At 29.5% G+C, this 19,487-nt stretch carries 20 protein-coding genes; 13 read left to right on the forward strand and 7 right to left on the reverse strand.

Features of this window, described 5'->3' with window-relative positions:
• Window positions 1–6: 6 nt before the first annotated feature.
• Together ACW9UN_RS12365 and ACW9UN_RS12370 are read left to right on the forward strand one after the other, a co-directional pair.
• Entirely contained in the window at window positions 7–1,017 is a 1,011-nt protein-coding gene (locus ACW9UN_RS12365; RefSeq protein WP_459486605.1) for an endonuclease/exonuclease/phosphatase family protein, read from the forward strand.
• Window positions 1,018–1,048: 31 nt separating this feature from the next.
• A complete protein-coding gene (locus ACW9UN_RS12370; protein ID WP_459486606.1) occupies window positions 1,049–2,191 on the forward strand; it encodes a geranylgeranyl reductase family protein in 1,143 nt (380 codons plus the stop codon).
• A gap of 16 nt (window positions 2,192–2,207) precedes the next feature.
• Here ACW9UN_RS12370 and ACW9UN_RS12375 read toward each other — a convergent pair whose 3' ends face one another.
• Entirely contained in the window at window positions 2,208–2,525 is a 318-nt protein-coding gene (locus ACW9UN_RS12375; protein WP_459486608.1) for an antibiotic biosynthesis monooxygenase family protein, read from the reverse strand.
• Entirely contained in the window at window positions 2,522–3,019 is a 498-nt protein-coding gene (locus tag ACW9UN_RS12380; protein WP_459486609.1) for a GNAT family N-acetyltransferase, read from the reverse strand. Before ACW9UN_RS12380 ends, ACW9UN_RS12375 begins: the two co-directional genes overlap by 4 nt.
• Window positions 3,020–3,135: 116 nt before the next feature.
• Here ACW9UN_RS12380 and mtaB point away from each other — a divergent pair, with 116 nt between their 5' ends.
• The 3 genes from mtaB to ACW9UN_RS12395 are packed head-to-tail and all read left to right on the forward strand — an operon-like array spanning window position 3,136 to window position 6,138.
• A complete protein-coding gene (mtaB, locus tag ACW9UN_RS12385) occupies window positions 3,136–4,470 on the forward strand; it encodes a tRNA (N(6)-L-threonylcarbamoyladenosine(37)-C(2))-methylthiotransferase MtaB (RefSeq protein ID WP_459486610.1) in 1,335 nt (444 codons plus the stop codon).
• 57 nt (window positions 4,471–4,527) lie between these two features.
• Complete coding sequence (locus ACW9UN_RS12390) at window positions 4,528–5,187, forward strand: alpha/beta hydrolase (protein ID WP_459486611.1); 660 nt, start codon at window positions 4,528–4,530, stop codon at window positions 5,185–5,187.
• Window positions 5,188–5,235: 48 nt separating this feature from the next.
• A complete protein-coding gene (locus tag ACW9UN_RS12395) occupies window positions 5,236–6,138 on the forward strand; it encodes a lytic transglycosylase domain-containing protein (RefSeq protein WP_459486612.1) in 903 nt (300 codons plus the stop codon).
• Window positions 6,139–6,493: 355 nt separating this feature from the next.
• Here the strand turns inward: ACW9UN_RS12395 and ACW9UN_RS12400 are convergent, their stop codons facing one another.
• The 5 genes from ACW9UN_RS12400 to ACW9UN_RS12420 all read right to left on the reverse strand — a co-directional run bounded on the left by ACW9UN_RS12400 (window position 6,494) and on the right by ACW9UN_RS12420 (window position 11,436).
• Window positions 6,494–6,685, reverse strand: a complete 192-nt coding sequence (locus ACW9UN_RS12400; RefSeq protein ID WP_397446816.1) for a cold-shock protein — start codon at window positions 6,683–6,685, stop codon at window positions 6,494–6,496.
• A gap of 113 nt (window positions 6,686–6,798) precedes the next feature.
• Window positions 6,799–7,683, reverse strand: a complete 885-nt coding sequence (locus tag ACW9UN_RS12405; RefSeq protein ID WP_459486693.1) for an NAD(P)H-dependent flavin oxidoreductase — start codon at window positions 7,681–7,683, stop codon at window positions 6,799–6,801.
• A gap of 56 nt (window positions 7,684–7,739) precedes the next feature.
• Window positions 7,740–9,404, reverse strand: coding sequence for a S8 family serine peptidase (locus ACW9UN_RS12410; RefSeq protein ID WP_459486613.1), 1,665 nt, complete (start codon window positions 9,402–9,404; stop codon window positions 7,740–7,742).
• A 35-nt stretch (window positions 9,405–9,439) separates the two neighbouring features.
• Complete coding sequence (gene mnmA / locus ACW9UN_RS12415; protein WP_459486614.1) at window positions 9,440–10,627, reverse strand: tRNA 2-thiouridine(34) synthase MnmA; 1,188 nt, start codon at window positions 10,625–10,627, stop codon at window positions 9,440–9,442.
• Between the two features lie 143 nt (window positions 10,628–10,770).
• Entirely contained in the window at window positions 10,771–11,436 is a 666-nt protein-coding gene (locus ACW9UN_RS12420) for a toxin-antitoxin system YwqK family antitoxin (RefSeq protein WP_459486615.1), read from the reverse strand.
• 94 nt (window positions 11,437–11,530) lie between these two features.
• On the opposite strand from ACW9UN_RS12420, the gene ACW9UN_RS12425 reads away from it, so the two are divergent.
• The 8 genes from ACW9UN_RS12425 (at window position 11,531) to ACW9UN_RS12460 (ending at window position 19,487) form a co-directional block, all read left to right on the forward strand.
• Window positions 11,531–12,118, forward strand: a complete 588-nt coding sequence (locus ACW9UN_RS12425) for a HEAT-like fold family protein (protein WP_459486616.1) — start codon at window positions 11,531–11,533, stop codon at window positions 12,116–12,118.
• Between the two features lie 43 nt (window positions 12,119–12,161).
• Window positions 12,162–13,505 (forward strand): adenylosuccinate lyase, encoded by a 1,344-nt coding sequence (gene purB, locus ACW9UN_RS12430; RefSeq protein WP_459486617.1) that lies wholly within the window; start codon window positions 12,162–12,164, stop codon window positions 13,503–13,505.
• A gap of 44 nt (window positions 13,506–13,549) precedes the next feature.
• The gene (locus tag ACW9UN_RS12435; RefSeq protein ID WP_459486618.1) at window positions 13,550–14,017 is read left to right on the forward strand and encodes a hypothetical protein; all 468 of its coding nucleotides are present in this window, start codon (window positions 13,550–13,552) and stop codon (window positions 14,015–14,017) included.
• A complete protein-coding gene (locus tag ACW9UN_RS12440; RefSeq protein WP_459486619.1) occupies window positions 14,018–14,785 on the forward strand; it encodes a TerC family protein in 768 nt (255 codons plus the stop codon). It begins immediately after the preceding gene.
• Window positions 14,786–14,822: 37 nt separating this feature from the next.
• On the forward strand, window positions 14,823–15,107 hold the full coding sequence (locus ACW9UN_RS12445) for a hypothetical protein (RefSeq protein WP_459486620.1): 285 nt from the start codon (window positions 14,823–14,825) through the stop codon (window positions 15,105–15,107).
• A gap of 36 nt (window positions 15,108–15,143) precedes the next feature.
• Window positions 15,144–17,558, forward strand: coding sequence for a TonB-dependent receptor (locus ACW9UN_RS12450; RefSeq protein ID WP_459486621.1), 2,415 nt, complete (start codon window positions 15,144–15,146; stop codon window positions 17,556–17,558).
• A gap of 8 nt (window positions 17,559–17,566) precedes the next feature.
• Window positions 17,567–18,634 carry a hypothetical protein gene (locus tag ACW9UN_RS12455; protein ID WP_459486622.1) on the forward strand — a complete coding sequence of 356 codons (1,068 nt, stop codon included), beginning with the start codon at window positions 17,567–17,569 and terminating at the stop codon, window positions 18,632–18,634.
• 118 nt (window positions 18,635–18,752) lie between these two features.
• Window positions 18,753–19,487, forward strand: a complete 735-nt coding sequence (locus ACW9UN_RS12460) for a hypothetical protein (RefSeq protein WP_459486623.1) — start codon at window positions 18,753–18,755, stop codon at window positions 19,485–19,487.

The raw sequence follows: 19,487 nt of genomic DNA on the forward strand, positions 1-19,487 counted from the left end.
CCAGCTGTGAAAAAATTATCATTTATCAATAAAATTGTATACATCATCAATTCTTTGATGGCTACGCTATTGTTGCTTTCTTATATATTACCTTACATATCTCCAAAAATTTTTCCTTCTTTTGCTATTCTTAGTTTACTAGCCCCTGTTATCATTCTAATTAATATTGCTTTTGTGTTTTATTGGTTGGTTGGCTTAAAAAAACAATTTCTGTTATCCACAATAATATTAACTATTGGTTGGTTTTTAATTCCGGATATTTACAAGTTTTTTGGAAATACATCTTCTTTAAATGATGATCTTAAAGTAATGAGTTATAATGTAAGAGTTTTTAATTATTGGAACTGGACTGACAATAAAAACTCATCACAATTAATTAAAGATTTTATAAAAAAAGCCTCACCAGACTTACTTTTAGTTCAAGAAAATTATGATGAGGAAAAAAATAATTTAAAATATCCTTACAGCTATATTAAATCTAACATTAAAAGTAAAAAAGCTGGATTGGCTATTTTTTCAAAATTTCCAATTATAAATAAAGGTTCTTTAAACTTTAAAAATACCGCCAATGATATCATATTTGTAGACATTGTTAAGAAAAAAGACACCATTAGAGTTTATAATTTTCACTTACAATCTTTACACTTAAGACCAGAAAAAGAAAATTTTGGTCAAGAAAACTCAAGGAAATTAATAGAAAGATTAAAAGACGGTTTTGTAAAACAAGCAATACAAACAGAACTATTTTTAGCTCATGAAAAACAATGGAAAGGTAAAAAAATAATTGGTGGCGATTTTAATAACACTTCATATTCTTGGGTGTACAACCAAATTTCAAAAAATAAAAAAGATGCTTTTATTGAAGCTGGAACAGGATTTGGAAAAACGTTCGATTATTGGTTTCCTATGAGAATCGATTTTATTTTAACTGATAATAATGCAATCATTAATAAATTTACCTCTTTTTCCGAAAAAAATTCAGACCACTTTCCTATTCAAGCAAAAATAAACTGGTAAAGCTTTATATTCGCAAAAAGATATCTTTTCTATGAAACATTTTACTGTAGCAATTATTGGTAGTGGGCCTTCTGGAGCATCAACTGCTTTTCATTTAGGAAAGCAAGGAATTCATACAGTAATCATTGAAAAAGAAACCTTACCAAGGTATAAAACCTGTGGTGGTGGTTTTGTAAATAGAGGTAAAAAAGAAATGCCTTTTGATATTGCTGAAGTTGTTGAACGTGAGTTTTGTAAGGTTAATACTTATTTTAATAATCACGAAAAATGTTACTATTCTAAAAAAGAGACACCTATTATCACTATGATAATGCGTGATGCTTTTGATAACTTAATTGTTGAAAAAGCAAAAGAATTCGGAGTAACCTTATTAGAAGATCATAAACTTTTAGCAATTGATTTTGTTGATGAAAAAGCCATTTTACAAACTTCTAAAGGAGATATTTCAGCTGATTTTGTAATTGCTGCAGATGGTGTTTTAAGTCCGACTGCAAAAATGGCGGGTTGGAAAAAAGATACGCGTAAACTAATACCGGCTTTAGAGTATGAAGTTGAAGTTGGGCAAGAAGATTTTGAACGACTTTCTAAAAATGCTCGTTTTGATATTGATGCTGTACCTTATGGTTATGCTTGGTGTTTTCCGAAGAAAAATCATTTATCGTTAGGCGTTTTAACGACTAAAAAAGGAAAAATAAATTTAAAAGAATATTACAAAAAGTATTTGAAAACCTTGGGTATTCAAGAAATTATAAAAGAAGATGCTCACGGTTTTCAAATACCAGTAAAACCAAGAACAGATGGTTTTGTAAAGCAAAATGTTTTTTTAATTGGAGATGCTGCTGGTTTTGCAGAACCTATTACAGCAGAAGGAATTTCTAATGCCATTTTAAGCGGAAAATATGCTGCAGAAGCTATTATAGAAAGTAAACTAAATAGAAACTTAGCTAAAAAAATCTATTTAGAAAAATTAGATATTAAATTATTGTATGAATTAAAATCAGGAGCTTTGTTGGCTAAATTCTTTTATCATAACAACCCTGTAAGAATATATTTGTTAAATAAATACGGGCAACTTTTTAATGATATTATGGTAGATGTTTTGCATGGAGATAGAGCTTTTCCTAAAAATATCCCAGAAAAGTTAAAAGCAAAACTTAAAGAGAAAATTTTTTAGATTTTTAAAAATTTAACTATTTCTTAAAACCATATTCACGTTCCACTTTACAGATTCTTAACTGGTATTGTTTGTACCATTTTTCTCTGCCTAAATTTCTGGCTTCTGTATGTTCTATATTATTTTTCCAATGGGTAATATCTGCTAATGTTTGCCAATAAGAAACAGTAATTCCTATTGTATTTCTTGCAGATTCTATTCCTAGAAAGCCTTTTTGTTCTTTTGCTAAAGCTTCTATTCTTTCAGCAGTTTCTAGATAATCTTCTAAATTATCATTTAAAATTGTGGTAAAAATAACAGCATAGTAAGGAGGTTTTAAAGTATCAACAATCATAATTCTAAAACGTATTTAGTTTCTGGCAATTTAATATCATCACTTATAAAATGCTTTACAATTTTAAACTTTAACTTTTCTAAAATCTTTGCTGATGCGATATTCTCATCTACACAATAAGCCACTAACTTTTTAATTCCTCTTTGTTTGCAATAGGCTATTGTTGCTTTGCAAACCTCAAAACCATAACCATTATTCCAATATTTCTCTAAAAAACGATATCCTATTTCATCATCAATATTGTCTTTTACCAAAGCTAAAGTACCTACAAATTTTTGGTCTGATTTTCTTTCGATAGCATAAATCCAAAAATCGTTTAAATGCTTATTGTATCTAGAGATTAAATCTTTTAATTCCTTTTTATTTTCAGAAAGAGTTTTCGCTTCTCCTGTTGCATATTTTAAAACTGTAGAATTGCTTTCTAATTGATGAAAAGGTTCTAAATCCTCTAAATTCAGTTTCCTAATAAGTAGCCTTTGTGTCTCAAAAATCATCAATAATGTTGTAAATTTGCAGAATTAAAAAATCATTTTAATAAGCTTTATTTTAATAAAAAAATAGGGGTTATTAAAAAAATATAAAACCTCGATTATCGAGTAAATGTACAGGAATGATGGCAGATAAAAAAGTAGCTTTTTATACTTTAGGATGTAAATTAAATTTTTCTGAAACATCAACTATTGCTAGAAACTTTGTAAATGAAGGTTTTGAGCGTGTAAATTTTACAGAAACAGCCGATATTTATGTGATTAATACTTGCTCTGTTACAGACAATGCAGACAAACGTTTTAAATCGATTGTAAAAAATGCATTAAAGAAAAACGATGAGGCTTTTTTAATTGCTGTGGGCTGTTATGCTCAATTAAAACCAGAAGAATTGGCTGCTGTAGATGGCGTAGATTTGGTTTTAGGTGCTACAGAAAAGTTTAATGTTACCAGTTATATTAACGATTTAACTAAAAATGATGTTGGTGAAGTGCATTCTTGCGAAATTATTGATGCCGATTTTTATGTAGGTTCTTATTCAATTGGCGATAGAACTCGCGCTTTTTTAAAAGTACAAGATGGCTGCGATTACAAATGTACATATTGTACAATTCCTTTAGCTCGTGGAATTTCTAGAAGCGATACTTTACAGAATGTAATAAACAATGCCAAAGAAATATCATCAAAAGGCATTAAAGAAATTGTTTTAACAGGTGTTAATATTGGCGATTATGGAAAAGGTGAATTTGGAAACAAAAAACACGAACATACTTTTTTAGAATTGGTAAAAGAATTGGATAAGGTTGATGGCATTCATCGTTTACGAATTTCATCTATAGAACCAAATTTATTAAATGATGAAACCATAGAATTTGTTGCAAATTCAGATTCTTTTGTACCTCATTTTCATATTCCTTTACAATCTGGTAGTGATGATTTGCTAAAGAAAATGAAACGTAGATATCTACGTAAAACTTACACAGATAGAGTTGCTAAAATTAAAAAAGTAATGCCAAATGCTTGTATTGGGGTTGATGTAATTGTTGGTTTTCCTGGAGAAACAGATGAACTATTTTTAGAAACCTACAATTATTTAAACGAGTTAGATATTTCTTATTTACACGTTTTTACCTATTCTGAAAGACCAAATACAGAAGCTGTAGATTTTGATGGTGTTGTACCTAAAAAAACAAGAGCAAAACGTAGTAAAATGTTGCGTGGTTTGTCTGCTAAAAAAAGACGTGCTTTTTACGAATCGCAATTAGGGAATACAGTAACAGTATTGTTTGAAAATGAAAATAAAGAGGGCTACATTAATGGCTTTACGGAAAACTATGTAAAAGTGAAAACGCCTTGGAACCCTGATTTGGTAAATACTTTACACAATGTTACTTTAACCAAAATTGATGATGATGGTTTAGTGCGATTTGATTTTGTGGAAGAAACTATTGCTTTGTAATTTAGCACTAAAGTGGTACTTTTAAAAGTATGGAATTTAATATCTTAAGTTTGATAAATGTCTAAAACTCATATTTATTTAATGCCTGGATTAGCAGCAGGTCCAGAAATTTTTGAAAATCTAAATCTTTCTAAAGATTATTATGAGTTGCATTATTTAACCTGGTTGGCACCTTTATCTATAAAAGAAACTATAGCCAATTATGCAATGCGAATGACCGATGAAATTGAACATCAAAACCCTGTTTTAGTTGGGGTTTCTTTTGGTGGAATTATAGTTCAAGAAATGAGTAAGTTTATAGATGTCCAAAAAATCATCATTATTTCGAGTGTAAAATCAAAAAAAGAACTTCCAAAGCGTTTTAAAATTGCAGCAAAAAGCAAAATTTATAAGCTTTTTCCTACTAAAATTGTTAGCAATTTTGAAAATTATGCTAAATTTTTTGTTGGCAAATCGTTAGAAAGAAAAGCCAAATTGTACAAAAAGTACTTATCTGTTCGTAATAAAGACTATATCAAATGGGCCATTCATAATGCTATTAATTGGGATCAAGAAAAACCATTAAAAAACATTACTCATATTCACGGCACAAAAGATGAAATTTTTCCTATTAAAAGCATACAGAATTGTATAAAAGTTAAAAATGGAAATCACTCTATGATTATCATTAAGGCAAAAGAAATTTCAACGATTATTGATACAAGTTTAACTTGTTAAAACTAATTGAATTAATTACTTTTATGCTAATAAGAAATTAATTTGATTATGAACAAAGCACTACGAATTTTATCTATTTTAAGTATTATTTTTATTACAGTACTTTTTATGAATGGTATAAACAAAGAAACTGTTGAACCCATTGTAAACACTCATAAAAACTACAAAATAAAAGCTTTAAAATTACCTGAAAATTTAAATTTAGCAGGCGAAAGAGTTCCTGTAGAAATACCTGATGTTCGTGAAAGAATGGAAAGAGAATTATTGGTAAACACCTATTGGCAATCTAATGGTTTGTTATTGTTAAAAAGAGCTAATAAATATTTTCCAATTTTAGAGCCTTTATTAGAAAAATATGGTTTACCAGATGATTTTAAATTTTTGGCGCTGGCTGAAAGTGGTTTTACAGATGAAACTTCTACTGTTGGCGCTGCAGGAATGTGGCACTTTATGAAACAAACAGGTAAAGAATACGGCTTGGAGATTAATAGAAATGTAGACGAAAGATACCATATTGAAAAATCTACAAAAGTTGCTGCTGAATATTTAAAAAAAGCTTACGATCGCTTTGGTTCTTGGACATTGGCTGCTGCTGCATACAATGCTGGTAACTATGGTATTTCTAGAAGAATTGAAGCTCAAGAAGTGAATAATTATTACGATGCAAAATTACCAGATGAAACTGAACGTTATGTTTTTCGAATTTTAGCATTAAAAGAAATTATCAGCAATCCAAAAAAATATGGTTTTGTTTTTGAAAAAGAAGATTTATATCACTTGAATAAAACAACTACAGTTAAAGTGGATACCGCAATTACAGATATTACTGCTTTTGCAAAAAAATTTGGGATGAATTATAAAGAGTTTAAAATTTATAATCCTTGGCTGAGAGAACATCACTTAAACAACAAAAGTAGAAAGCTGTACGAAATAAAAATTTTGGTAAAATAATCTTAAATAACGAGAGTTCGTTTCAAAAATCACTGATTATTAATATATTATCATTTTTATTCTTTGAAACGAGTTTCATTTCAACTGAAATGGAGAAATCTTAATTTAAATTTGAGATTTCTCAACTACACTATTTGCTTCGCAAACTACTTTTAATAAAAATATATTTTTATCATAGTAATGTTTGAAATAAAATTTGCTGTTTTTCAGTAAATTAAACCGTTATCAACATAAAAAGCTTTATCAAACTCAGGTTAAAAAGTATTTGCTTAGTGATGTAATATTAGATAAAAAAAAGCCTATCAAATTTTGATAGGCTTCTAGATAAAAATTAACTAGTGTAATAAAATATATATTATAATACTCTTACGTTTACTGCGTTTAATCCTTTTCTACCTTCTTTCAAGTCAAACTCAACGTCATCGTTTTCACGAATTTCGTCAACTAAACCTGACACATGTACAAAATGTTCTTTGTTTGTTCCTTCTTCAGTGATGAATCCGAATCCTTTAGATTCATTGAAAAATTTTACGGTACCTTTATTCATTATAAAAAATTAATTTGTTACTGTTTATTTACAGCAACGTTATGTTAAAGTGCAAATATACTACCAATAAAGTTAACTTAATGTAAATAATTGATTTTCTTTCAATTAAATTCTTAAAGCTTAGAAATAAAGGCTTTAACTTGATTAAATTCGTCTATTATTTTATTTATTACCTCTTTTGTAGGCTCTATTTTATGAATTAATCCAGCAATTTGGCCTATTTCTAGTTCTCCTTCTTCTAAATCGCCTTCAAACATTCCTTTTTTAGCTCTTGCTCTACCCAATAATTCTTGTAAATTTTCTTTAGTAGGATTTTTTTGATACAACGTTTGCAAATCATTAAAGAACTTATTTTTAATTAAACGAACAGGTGCCAATTCTTTTAAGGTTAAATGCGTATCGCCATCTTTTACAGCTACAATAGAATTTTTAAAATTGATATGTGCAGACGATTCTTGAGTGGCTGCAAACCTGCTCCCTATTTGCACACCATCTGCACCTAAAACCATTGCTGCTAACATTCCTCTTCCTGAAGCAATTCCACCAGCAGCAATTACAGGAATGTTAACCTGTTCTTTTACCATGGGTATTAACGTAAACGTTGTGGTTTCTTCACGTCCATTGTGCCCACCTGCCTCAAAACCTTCACAAACAATAGCATCAACTCCAGCTAATTCAGCTTTTAATGCAAACTTTACAGAACTTACAACATGAACTACTGTAATTTGTTTTTCTTTTAAAAAGGAGGTCCACTTTTTTGGGTTGCCTGCAGAAGTGAACACAATTTTAACACCTTCTTTTACAATAATATCCATTATTTTTTCAATTTCAGGATATAACATCGGTACATTTACACCAAAAGGTTTATCTGTAGCTTTTTTACATTTCTGAATATGTTCTTGCAACACTTCTGGATACATAGATCCTGCCCCAATTAAACCTAAACCACCTGCATTAGAGACAGCAGAGGCTAGTTTCCATCCAGAAACCCAAACCATACCTCCTTGAATTATGGGATATTTTGTGTTAAATAATTCTGTAATTCGATTTTTTTTCAATTTTTTAAAAGCTTTATTGTTTTCGATTGTTTGTCTGTAAATATCTTGATAAAATAAAGTCCACTATTTATAGCAGAAATATCAATAGGCTGAAATTGCAAAATATTTTTTTCAAAAACCATTTTTCCGAGAATGGAATATATTTTAATGTGATAATTATTAGATGATTTCGATTTACCAGAAATAGTAAATATATTTTCCACTGGATTAGGATAAATTTGTAAATCTGATAAAAAATTATCATTTAAAGAACCCACAGCTCCAATATAACTATTTAATGCATTTTGAAAGTTTGGTATTCCATAGCCATATTGATTTTCTGGGTTTTCATATTTATCAGCAGATTGATATAAAGCTTGTTTTAAATAAACATTAAAATTAGTGCTAGAAGTTGCAGATTTTAAGGTAAAACTTTCATTCTGATTCAAACAAGCAATTAAACCAGCTACAATTGGTGATGAAAAAGAAGTTCCATTTGAGGTAGATATGCCTCCAGTTGAATAATTGATAATAGTAGCGCTAACTCCTTGGCCAACAATTTCTGGCTTAACTCTATTATCAGCAGTTGGTCCAAAAGAACTAAAAGAGGCGATATTACCTGATGCATTTACGGCACCTACAGAAATTACGGAAGGCGCGTCTGCAGGGGCAGCAATATATTTCCAGGCATCATTTCCACTATTTCCTGCTGAATTTACAACCAAAATACCTCTAGAAGCTGCAATTTCTGCACCTCTAGAAATAAAAGTGGTTTTTCCATCCATATCTGCATAAGTATAACTGTGATTGGGATTATCAAAAGTTGTATATCCTAAAGAAGTATTAATAACATCAACCCCCAAACTATCTGCTCTTTCTGCAGCTTCTACCCATAAGGTTTCTTCTAAAACAGTTTCTGTTTCAGCAATTTCGGTAATAAACAAATAAAACTTTGCATCTGGTGCAGTACCCACAAATTCACCTTCTTTATAAGCTGCTATGGTTGATAAAACGTGGGTTCCATGACTATCTCTTGTATAAAAATTCTCACTTCTATCCGCAAAATTATAACCTCCTAAAATTTGATTATTTTCTCTTATTCTTTGAAAAGCATCTATCGTATTTACGTTAGGAAAACCAGCATCGATAACCGCAATTATTTGTCCACTTCCTGTTAAACCTTGTTGATGTAAAAAGTCTCCTTTCAACATTTTTATTTGATTTTCTGCACTACCATAATTAAAATCGGTTAGTGTTTTTAAAAATTTATCATGATGATTTGCGAGTACTTTTTTTTCCTTTTCTTTACCATTGGTGTTCAATGACTTGTTAGCAAACTCAATAGATGCAATAAAAGGAAAATTGGGTATCAAGCCATTTATTTGAGAAACTGTACCTTGAATATGGATGGCATTTAACCATTTCGATTTTCCTAAAACAACAATATTCCCTTCATTTTTAAGTTGATTATAATAATCTAAATGAATAGGAACATCTTTTTCGTCTAAAGAAATACCTAATTTAGTTCTTCTTTGTAATGCTTTTTCTGATAAAATGTCAATAGGATTTTGTAAAACCGTTGTTGCATTTGGTTTATCTTTGAAGTAAACCCATGCATCTTCGGTTTGTGAAAAAGCAGTAAAGACAGTTGTTGTACATAAAAAAAGTAGTATTTTTTTCATCTGTCTAAAATACTACTTTTTTTATTCTAATACTATTAAGAAATCACTCCTGAGCCTAACAATTCATCTTCTTTGTACCAAGCTACAAATTGCCCTTCTTGAATAGCAGATTGTTTATTTTCAAAAGCTACATACAACCCTTCATCTACTTTGTGTAAAGTAGCTTTGTCTAATTTTTGACGATAACGAATTCTTGCTGCTACTTTTAAGGTTTCACCTGAATTTAGTGCTAAATCTTCACGAATCCAATGCAGTTCATCATTCGAAACAAACAAAACATTTCGATATAAACCCGAGTGATTTTTACCTTCGCCTGTATAAATTACATTTTCATTGACATCAGTTTCTATAACATACAAAGCTTCTTTTGTACCACCAACATTTAGTCCTTTTCGTTGTCCTTTGGTAAAATAATGTGCTCCTTGATGTTTACCAACAACTTTTCCATCTTCTTTTTTGTAAGAAAATTTGGTAGACAAGTACTTCAATTCTGCTTCTTTGTTTTCAAATTTTGGAGCTGACTTTGTATATTGTTCAAAATCTGCGGGAATTTGAACGATTTCTCCTGATTTTGGTTGTAATTTTTGCTGTAAAAATTCTGGCAAACGTACTTTACCAATAAAACACAATCCTTGAGAATCTTTCTTTTCTGCGGTAATTAAATCGGCTTGTTTTGCAATTTCTCTAACTTCTGGTTTGGTTAATTCGCCAATTGGGAATAAGGCTTTTGACAATTGTTCTTGCGATAATTGGCATAAAAAATACGATTGATCTTTATTATTGTCTATACCTGCTAACAATTTATACACAGTTTGTCCATCAATAACTTCTTCTGCCTTTCTGCAATAATGACCAGTTGCTACATAATCTGCACCCAACTTTAAAGCGATGTCCATAAAAACATCAAACTTTATTTCTCGATTACATAGCACATCCGGATTTGGTGTTCTACCCTTAGAATATTCATCAAACATATAATCTACAATACGTTCTTTGTATTGCGCACTCAAATCTACCACTTGAAAAGGAATACCTAATTTTTCTGCAACAATCATGGCATCATTAGAATCTTCTAACCAAGGGCATTCATTAGAAATAGTAACAGAATCATCGTGCCAATTTTTCATAAAAAGCCCAATAACTTCATAGCCTTGTTCTTTTAATAAATGTGCGGTTACACTAGAATCTACACCACCAGAAAGACCAACTACAACTCGTTTCATTTTTTAATTTTTGAGGTTGCAAAGTTACGACTTTGTTAGTGAACTATAAATTGAAAGCATTGATGTATTTATTGTAAAAATTGATGGATTAAATTTGTAATATTATTAATGTCTAATCGTAATCCAAATAAAAAAACGAAGTATTAATTTTTATTGGTTTTCTTTTTAGTAAAGGTTTTCTTTTTCTTTAAACCTTCATCAGAAACCATTTCTCCATCCATAAAAAACTGCCATTTTCCATCACGCTTGCCGTTTTTATACCTTCCAGTTTCTCGTAAATCACCATCCAATTCAAAATATTTTGCCAAACCATTAGGCTTTCCATTGCTGTACTCAACTGCTTCAATCAGCACTCCATCACTCGTGTATTTTTTTGAAATACCATTTTTTAATCCGTTTTTATATTGGCTAATTTCTGCTGGTTTTTTATTCGGATAATAATTGATTAACTCACCATTTAATTTACCATCAACATAAAACTCTTTAGACAATAAATTACCATCAGCAAAAAAATACTTCCACTCGCCTACTCTTTTTTTTCCGATAAAAATACCTTTACTTTTTAAAACTCCGTTTACTGAATAAAAAGAAACATCTACAGAATCACTTGTGGCAGAAAATTTTTTAATAATGGTTGGGTTTTTAGAATCTGTAATATCATAAAATTTAAAAACACCAACTTCTTTTCCGTTTACAAACTTACCTGTATAACGTATTCTTTTATTCGGATGATATTTTCTCCAAACTCCTGTTCTTTTTTTATTGGCATCAAACTGATTTATTTTTTGAGCATTACACTCGTTACTCAAAAAAAAACAAACTGAAAATAGTAAAATAAAACTAAGTCTCTTTATATTTAGCATGGCAAAGATTTTAGCGTAAATATACATCAATCTAAGAAAAATGAGTGTTATTTTTTTAACAGAACACCTAAATAATATAGAAAATGCCAAAAGAGAAAACCGTCAAACAGTGGCTAATATTATTTTGGAAAAACAAGAGTTATTCAAAGATTTAGTTGCAATAACTTTTAATATTGATGATAGAATATCAATTAAAGCAGCTTGGATTTTAGAATGGATTTGCACCCATCATCACTTAAATTGGATATTACCACATTTAGATGAATTTACTACAAAAATAAGCACTTTAAAATTTGATGGAGCAATAAGGCCATGTGCAAAAATTTGTGAACATTTAGCAAATGCATTTTATGCTAAACATATAAATAATGTGCAAAAACAACTAAAACCTATCCATATAGACGCTATTGTAGAAGCTGGTTTCGATTGGTTAATTACGCCTCAAAAAATTGCAGTTAGAGCCTACACAATGAATACTTTATATTTATTCGGATTGCAAAAAGACTGGATACATCCAGAGCTAAAACATTTAATTGAAACTAAAATAATTCACGAAAGTAAAGGCACAAAAGCACGAGGAAAACACATCCTAAAATTGATAGAAAAACATCAAAAATCTGGTTCATAAATCTGTTGAAATCCGTATTTTTGCATTTAACAACAGAATTAAAATGAACTTGACACAATTAAATGCCATTTCTCCTATTGATGGACGTTACAGAGGTAAAATATCTAAATTAGCAAACTATTTTTCTGAAGAAGCTTTGATAAAATACAGAGTTCGTGTAGAAATTGAGTATTTTATTGCTTTATGCGAAATCCCTTTGCCTCAATTGGCTGGTTTTGACACCAATTTATTTGAAGAATTACGTAAAATTTATGTTGATTTTACTACTGAAGATGCTCAGAAAATAAAAGATATTGAGAAAATTACCAATCATGATGTTAAGGCTGTTGAGTATTTTATCAAAGAAAAATTTGATGCTTTAGGTTTAGAAAAAGATAAAGAATTTATTCATTTTGGCTTAACATCACAAGACATTAACAACACTGCCATTCCGCTTTCTATTAAAGAAGCAATGAATGACGTTTTTGTTCCTCATTATTTTGAAGTTTTAGAAAAACTACAAGAATTAGTTGTAGAATGGGCAGATATTTCTATGTTGGCAAGAACGCATGGTCAGCCTGCATCTCCAACACGTTTAGGAAAAGAAATTGAAGTTTATGTAGTGCGTTTAAAAGAGCAATTCAATTTATTGAATGATATACCTAGTGCCGCAAAATTTGGTGGTGCAACTGGTAATTATAACGCTCATAAAGTGGCTTACCCAACTATTGATTGGAAAGCTTTTGGAACTGAGTTTGTGCAAGAAAAATTAGGTTTACAACATTCTTTTCCCACTACTCAAATTGAGCATTATGATCATATGGCTGCTTTGTTTGATACTTTAAAACGTATCAATACAATTATCATAGATTTAGACAGAGATTTCTGGACCTATGTTTCTATGGATTATTTTAAGCAAAAAATTAAAGCAGGTGAAGTTGGTTCTTCTGCAATGCCACACAAAGTAAACCCTATCGATTTTGAAAATTCTGAAGGAAACTTAGGAATTGCAAATGCCATTTTTGAACACTTATCTGCAAAATTACCTATTTCTCGTTTACAAAGAGATTTAACAGATAGTACTGTTTTGCGAAACGTTGGTGTACCTTTTGGGCATACTATCATTGCGTTTACATCTACCTTAAAAGGATTGAACAAATTATTGTTAAATAAAGAAAAGTTTGAACAAGATTTAGAAAATAATTGGGCTGTGGTTGCAGAAGCGATACAAACCATTTTAAGACGTGAGGCGTATCCAAATCCTTATGAAGCACTAAAAGGATTAACCAGAACAAACGAAAAAATCAACCAAAACTCAATTGCTAATTTTATTGATACCTTACAGGTTTCTGATGAAATTAAAGACGAATTAAAAGTAATTACACCAAGTAATTATACTGGAATTTAGTTTGAAAAAGAAGTTTGAATTTGAAAATTAAATAAATAAAAATTATGATGATGCAAAAAAAGAGTTTTAAGAGCTGGAAGTTGGAAGTTGGAAGTTGGAAGTGCTTATTCAAACCTTTTTCTTTATACGTAATACTTCGTACTTCAATCTTCATAATTATATCTTCAATACTTTTATTCTTTTCTTCGTGCAAATCAGAATTTAAAGACAATTCAGATAAATTCAAAATTGGGGTTTTCGAAATTCCTGCTGGAGATGATTTTGTAAAAGAAACCATTATTAGAAAGGATAGCATACAAATTAGTAAGTATGGCAACAACATTGATACACTATCTATAAAATGGAAAAATAATTTCTTTTACACCTTAAAGTATATAAACCCAAAAAACAGTTTACAAGAAGACCCAATGTTTGTACAAATCAATAAAATTCGAGAAGATTCTTATGATTTTACCGTAAAAATTGGATTTTCTAAATTTTCAAAAAAAGGAACAATTTATAAAGTAAAATAAATGGAGCTATTTTTACAAGCAGAAACTTGGGTTTCTCTGATTACACTTACTTTTTTAGAAATTGTGTTGGGTATTGATAATGTTATCTTTATATCAATATCCGCAAATAAACTCCCTGAAAATCAGGTAAAAAAAGCAACGCTTCTTGGTTTGGGTTTGGCTATGGTTACCAGAATTTTACTTTTGTTTAGTGTATCTTATTTAATTGCTTTAAAAAATCCTTTTTTCACCATAGATTTAGGTTGGTTTAAAACAGGCTTAACTGGCCAAAGTATTATTTTATTTTTAGGCGGTATTTTTTTACTGTACAAAAGCACTAATGAAATTCGACAAAAAGTTGAAAAAACCAATGAAGATAAAGTATTAAAAGCTCCAAAAATTATTTCTTTTAAAAGTGTAATTATTCAAATTATACTTATAGATATTGTATTTTCTTTTGATAGTATCTTAACTGCAGTTGGAATGACCAACGGAATTGATGGTGCATTGATTATTATGATTATTGCAGTGATTGTTTCTATTATAATTATGATGATTTTCTCTCAGCCAATCAATAAATTTGTAGAAAGAAACCCAACAATTCAAATGTTGGCATTATCTTTTTTAATTTTAATTGGTTTTATGTTAATTGCTGAGGGTGCACATTTATCACATACCATGTTTTTTAACAAAACTGTTGGAGTTATTCCTAAAGGATATTTGTACTTTGCAATCGCATTTTCTCTAAGTGTAGAGTTGTTAAATTTAAGAATCAGAAAGAAAAAATAGCATTAAAACATTTAAAAAACATATCGGATTTTTTCTATTGGCAGTTTTTATATTGCCAATTGCTGTTCATTCTATTCATGATGCTCTTAATCACGAACATAATGTCTGCAATTCAAAGATAGAACAACATATTCATCAAAAAGATGTAGACTGTAAACTACATTTATACAAACAGAGTACTTCTTTTTTAGCTAGTATCGATTATTCTATTCCTATAAAAACTAACATTTCTAAAAGTGTTGGTACACAGTATAGTTTCTTAAAAAATCATTATCAATTATCGTTTTCTTTAAGAGGACCTCCTCTTTGTGTTCATGCCTAAAAATTCCTTTTTTTTTGAACATAAAAGATTACTTTAATGCAAAAATTTTTCTTTTTGTGTGTGTTTCTATGTGCCGTAAGCACAAAAGTAACTGCACAAGATTGTGAGTTTACCTTTAAAGGTAAAATTATTGATTTTCATGATAAAACACCAATTGTTGGTGCATCTGTTGCTATTTTAAATTTAAAAAAATACACTACATCAGATCTTGATGGTAATTTTGAAATAAACAAACTCTGCAAAGGGAAAATCATTGTAGAAGTACGTCATATTTCTTGTGATACTAAACAAATCACGCTAAATCTAAACGAATCCATATCAAAAGAAATTTTTTTAGAGCATCATTTAGAAAAACTGAATGAGGTTGTTGTAAAAACCAATACAAAAACCGAACAAACAAGTGTAGAACAAACTATTAAAAAAGAAGTAATTGCTGATTTTACAGATAAATCTTTAGGAGATGTCTTAAATACAGTTAGTGGTGTATCTTCTTTAAATACCGGTAACGCTATTGTAAAACCAATGATTCATGGTTTACACAGTAGTAGATTATTGATTATTAATAATAATGTTCGTCAATATGATCAAGAATGGGGTGCTGAACATGCACCTAATATAGATATTAATGCTAGTGATAGAATTGATATTGTAAAAGGTGCAAATACGCTTATGTATGGCAGTGATGCTATAGGAGGTTTGATTTTAATACGTCCTGATAATTATGCAGCTAAAGACAGTTTATTTGGCAGCACATCAACATCATTAAATTCTAATGGTAATGGAGGGAATATAAATTCTAAGTTGATAAAAACTTTTAAAAGTGGTTTTTACACCAAGCTACAGGCAAATTATAGAATGTTTGGCGATTTTAATGCCGCCAATTATAATTTGTCGAACTCTGGCATTAAAAACATAAATGCTTCTACAAGGTTTGGATACAAATCTTTTGAAAAAGGTTTTGATGTTTATTACAGTTATGTAGATAATACTATTGGTATCATTAGAGCTGCACATGTAGGTAATGTAAATGATTTAGTAAATGCTATTAATAGAAAAGAACCTTCTTTTATTGATGATTTTACATATACTATTGATAATCCTAAACAAACCATAATACATCATTTAGCAAAATTAGAAGCTTACAAACGGTTTAAAGGACTAGGAAAATTAACATTACAATACGATTTTCAACTCAATAGAAGAAAAGAATTTGATAGAAGAAGAGCCAGTTTTAGAGATCTAGCTGCTGCAGACTTTACTTTATTTACAACCTCTTTTCAGCCTAATTTAAAAATTGATGCCATAGATAATTTAGAAATTAACTCGGGTTTTTTGTTGCGTTTTCAGCAAAATGATTCAGCAGATGAATCCATCACAAGAATTAGTATTCCTTTAATTCCAGATTACGACAAATATGAAACCGGTATTTTTACCATAGCCAAATATAAATTCAATGCAACTACCGAAATTAGTGCAGGCTTAAGATATGACTTTGCCAGAATAGAAGCAGAAAAGAAATACAAAGTATTTGATTGGGAAGAAAATAATTACGATGAATTATTTCCAGAATTTAGTTCTGGAATTGTAGATAATTTTGAAATTTTTACTTCTCCTAAATTCAATTTCAACAATTTTTCTGCAAGTTTAGGACTATCACAACTTTTAAAGAACGATTTTAAGTTGTTATTCAATTACGGATTGGCCTCAAGAACACCCAATGTTTCTGAACTATTTAGTAATGGCTTACACCATAGTGCCGCAAGAATAGAAACAGGTAGTCTTTTATTAAAAAATGAAGTTGCCAATAATTTTATAGCCTCTTTTGAACGTAATTCTGACAGTTTTGGTTTTTCGATAAGCCCATATTACAAGTATATCAAAGATTTTATTCAACTAATACCCAATGGTAAAGCTGTAACAACAATTAGAGGAGCTTTTACAGAATGGCAATATTATCAAATTAATGCACAAATTTTTGGAGTTGATATTGATATCAACAAAAAAATTAGCGATAGTTTTCAATATTCAGGAAGTTTAAGTCTTTTACAAGGTGATAATTTAACCGATAAATTACCTTTAATCCACATGCCAGCAACTAATTTCAGTAATCGATTAATTTATACGAATCCAAATTTAAACCAATTAAAAATCGGTATACATCATAAAACGGTTTTACAACAAAAGAGATTTCCAGATTACAACTTTTTTACTTTTAATGCTATATCTCAAGAAGATGTTCTTGTAGATATTAGCACTACACCTCCTACATATTCTTTATTTGGATTAAATACTTCAGCAATATTTAATGTTTTTAAACAAAGTAGGTTACAAGTAGAGTTTAACATAGAAAACATGTTCAATGTAGCATACAGAGAACATTTAAACAGATTGCGATATTTTGCAGATGATTTAGGAAGAAACTATAACCTAAAAATTAAATTAAATTATTAAACAAAATTATGAAAATTCCAAATACTATTAAAATTACCAAATTATTAGCCATTTTATTTATTTCGGCGCTAACTTTAACGGCGTGTTCAGACGATGATCATGATGATCATGATGATCACGAACATGAAGAAGAAATTACTCAGTTGGTTTATACACTTACCAATGTTGAAGATAGTACAGATGAAGTAACACTTACATTTACTGATGAAGATGGTGAAGGTGGTGCAGACGGAACTACAAATATTTCAGGAGAATTAAAAACAAATAGCACATATACTGGTGTTTTAAAACTAATGAATCTAGCAGAAAACGAAGATGTTAGTGCTGAAATAGCTGAATCAGAGGCAGATGAACATGAAATATTTTATATTACAGATATTTCAGGACTTACTTTTGAAACTACAGATACTGACGGAAATTCATATCCTTTAGGGTTTAACACTACTGTAAATACTGGTGATGAAGGTGAAGGATCACTAACTATTTCTGTAGTGCATGAAGGAAAAAAACCAAATGATGGTACAATTGCAGATGCATTATCTGAATCTGGTACAACAGATATTGAAGTGATTTTTAACATTGAAGTACATGAAGAAGAACATGAACACGAAGAGGAAATTACAAAAGTAGAATACACACTTACCAACACAAATGACGCTACAGATATTGTAACTTTTACGTTTACTGATGAAGATGGTGAAGGTGGTGCAGATGGAATTACTGTTGTATCTGGTTCTTTAACTGCAAACGCATCTTATTCTGGTGTTTTTAAATTAATAAACCTTGAGGAAGATGAAGATATTAGTGCGGAAATAATAGAAAATGAAGCAGATGAACACGAAGTTTTTTACATAACTAATGTTGCAGATCTTACGTTTGAAACTACCGACGTTGATGGAAACTCAAATCCTTTAGGTTTTACAACTAATGTTACTACTGGTGGTGCAGGAAATGGCTCGTTAACCATTGTTGTGATACATGAAGGAAAAAAACCAAATAATGGTACAGTTACAGACGCTTTGTCTGGTGCAGGTACAACAGATATAGAACTTACTTTTAATATTACTGTAGAGTAAAAGGAATATTTAAAAAACAAAAAAGCAGTTTTAACAACTGCTTTTTTGTTTTTAATATTAATCGTTTTGAAAAGTTTATCTTAGGTTGCCCTAACAAAAATGTTTTTGAATATTATATATGCCTAAAGAAACTATATTAAACGAAATTATCCTAGGATATAGAATTCTAATAAAAGATCGTTATCAATATCATCTTTTAAAAGATTCTTATAATTTTCCTGAAACCATAAATGAAGAAATTGTTAACGATATAAAAACATACTTTTTAACCTACGTTTATCCTGATTTAGAAAAAAGAGCAACCTTAAATGAAGCCTTTAGTACTTTAGATGACTTTATAAAACATCCTGAAAAATTATTGAACTTAGTTTTAGATTCTTTTCAATTAATTTTTACACATGGAAAGCATTTACCTAAAATATTCAACGCTGGCTTAAAAGCAATGAAATCTTTTAGAGGTGCCACAAAATTTGAAAGCGCTTTAGTAACTAAAGCAATTCATAAAAAAATTGAACCTCCCTACTCCAGTGAAAAAATAAATGCTCTAATTCAATTTTTGCCTTATAAAGAAATTGAAGAATTTATGAAAAACACAGAAACGTTTTTCAACATTATTTATGATAAGGAGTTGGTAAAAAAAATTAAAGAAATTATCGCATTTCTAATTTCTAAAATGAAAAAAAAGCCAAAAATATTCTCTAAAAAAGAAATTTTCGGATTAGAGTTAGCCTTAGAAACCATTACCAAAGGCGAAGAAATGTTGAATAAACTCAACCAAAAAGATCAAGAAATTTTAATAAATGTTGTTTTACAAATAGAACAAGATCATATCCATAAACTCTTTTCAAAATAG

The sequence above is a fragment of the Polaribacter litoreus genome, from assembly GCF_054584775.1.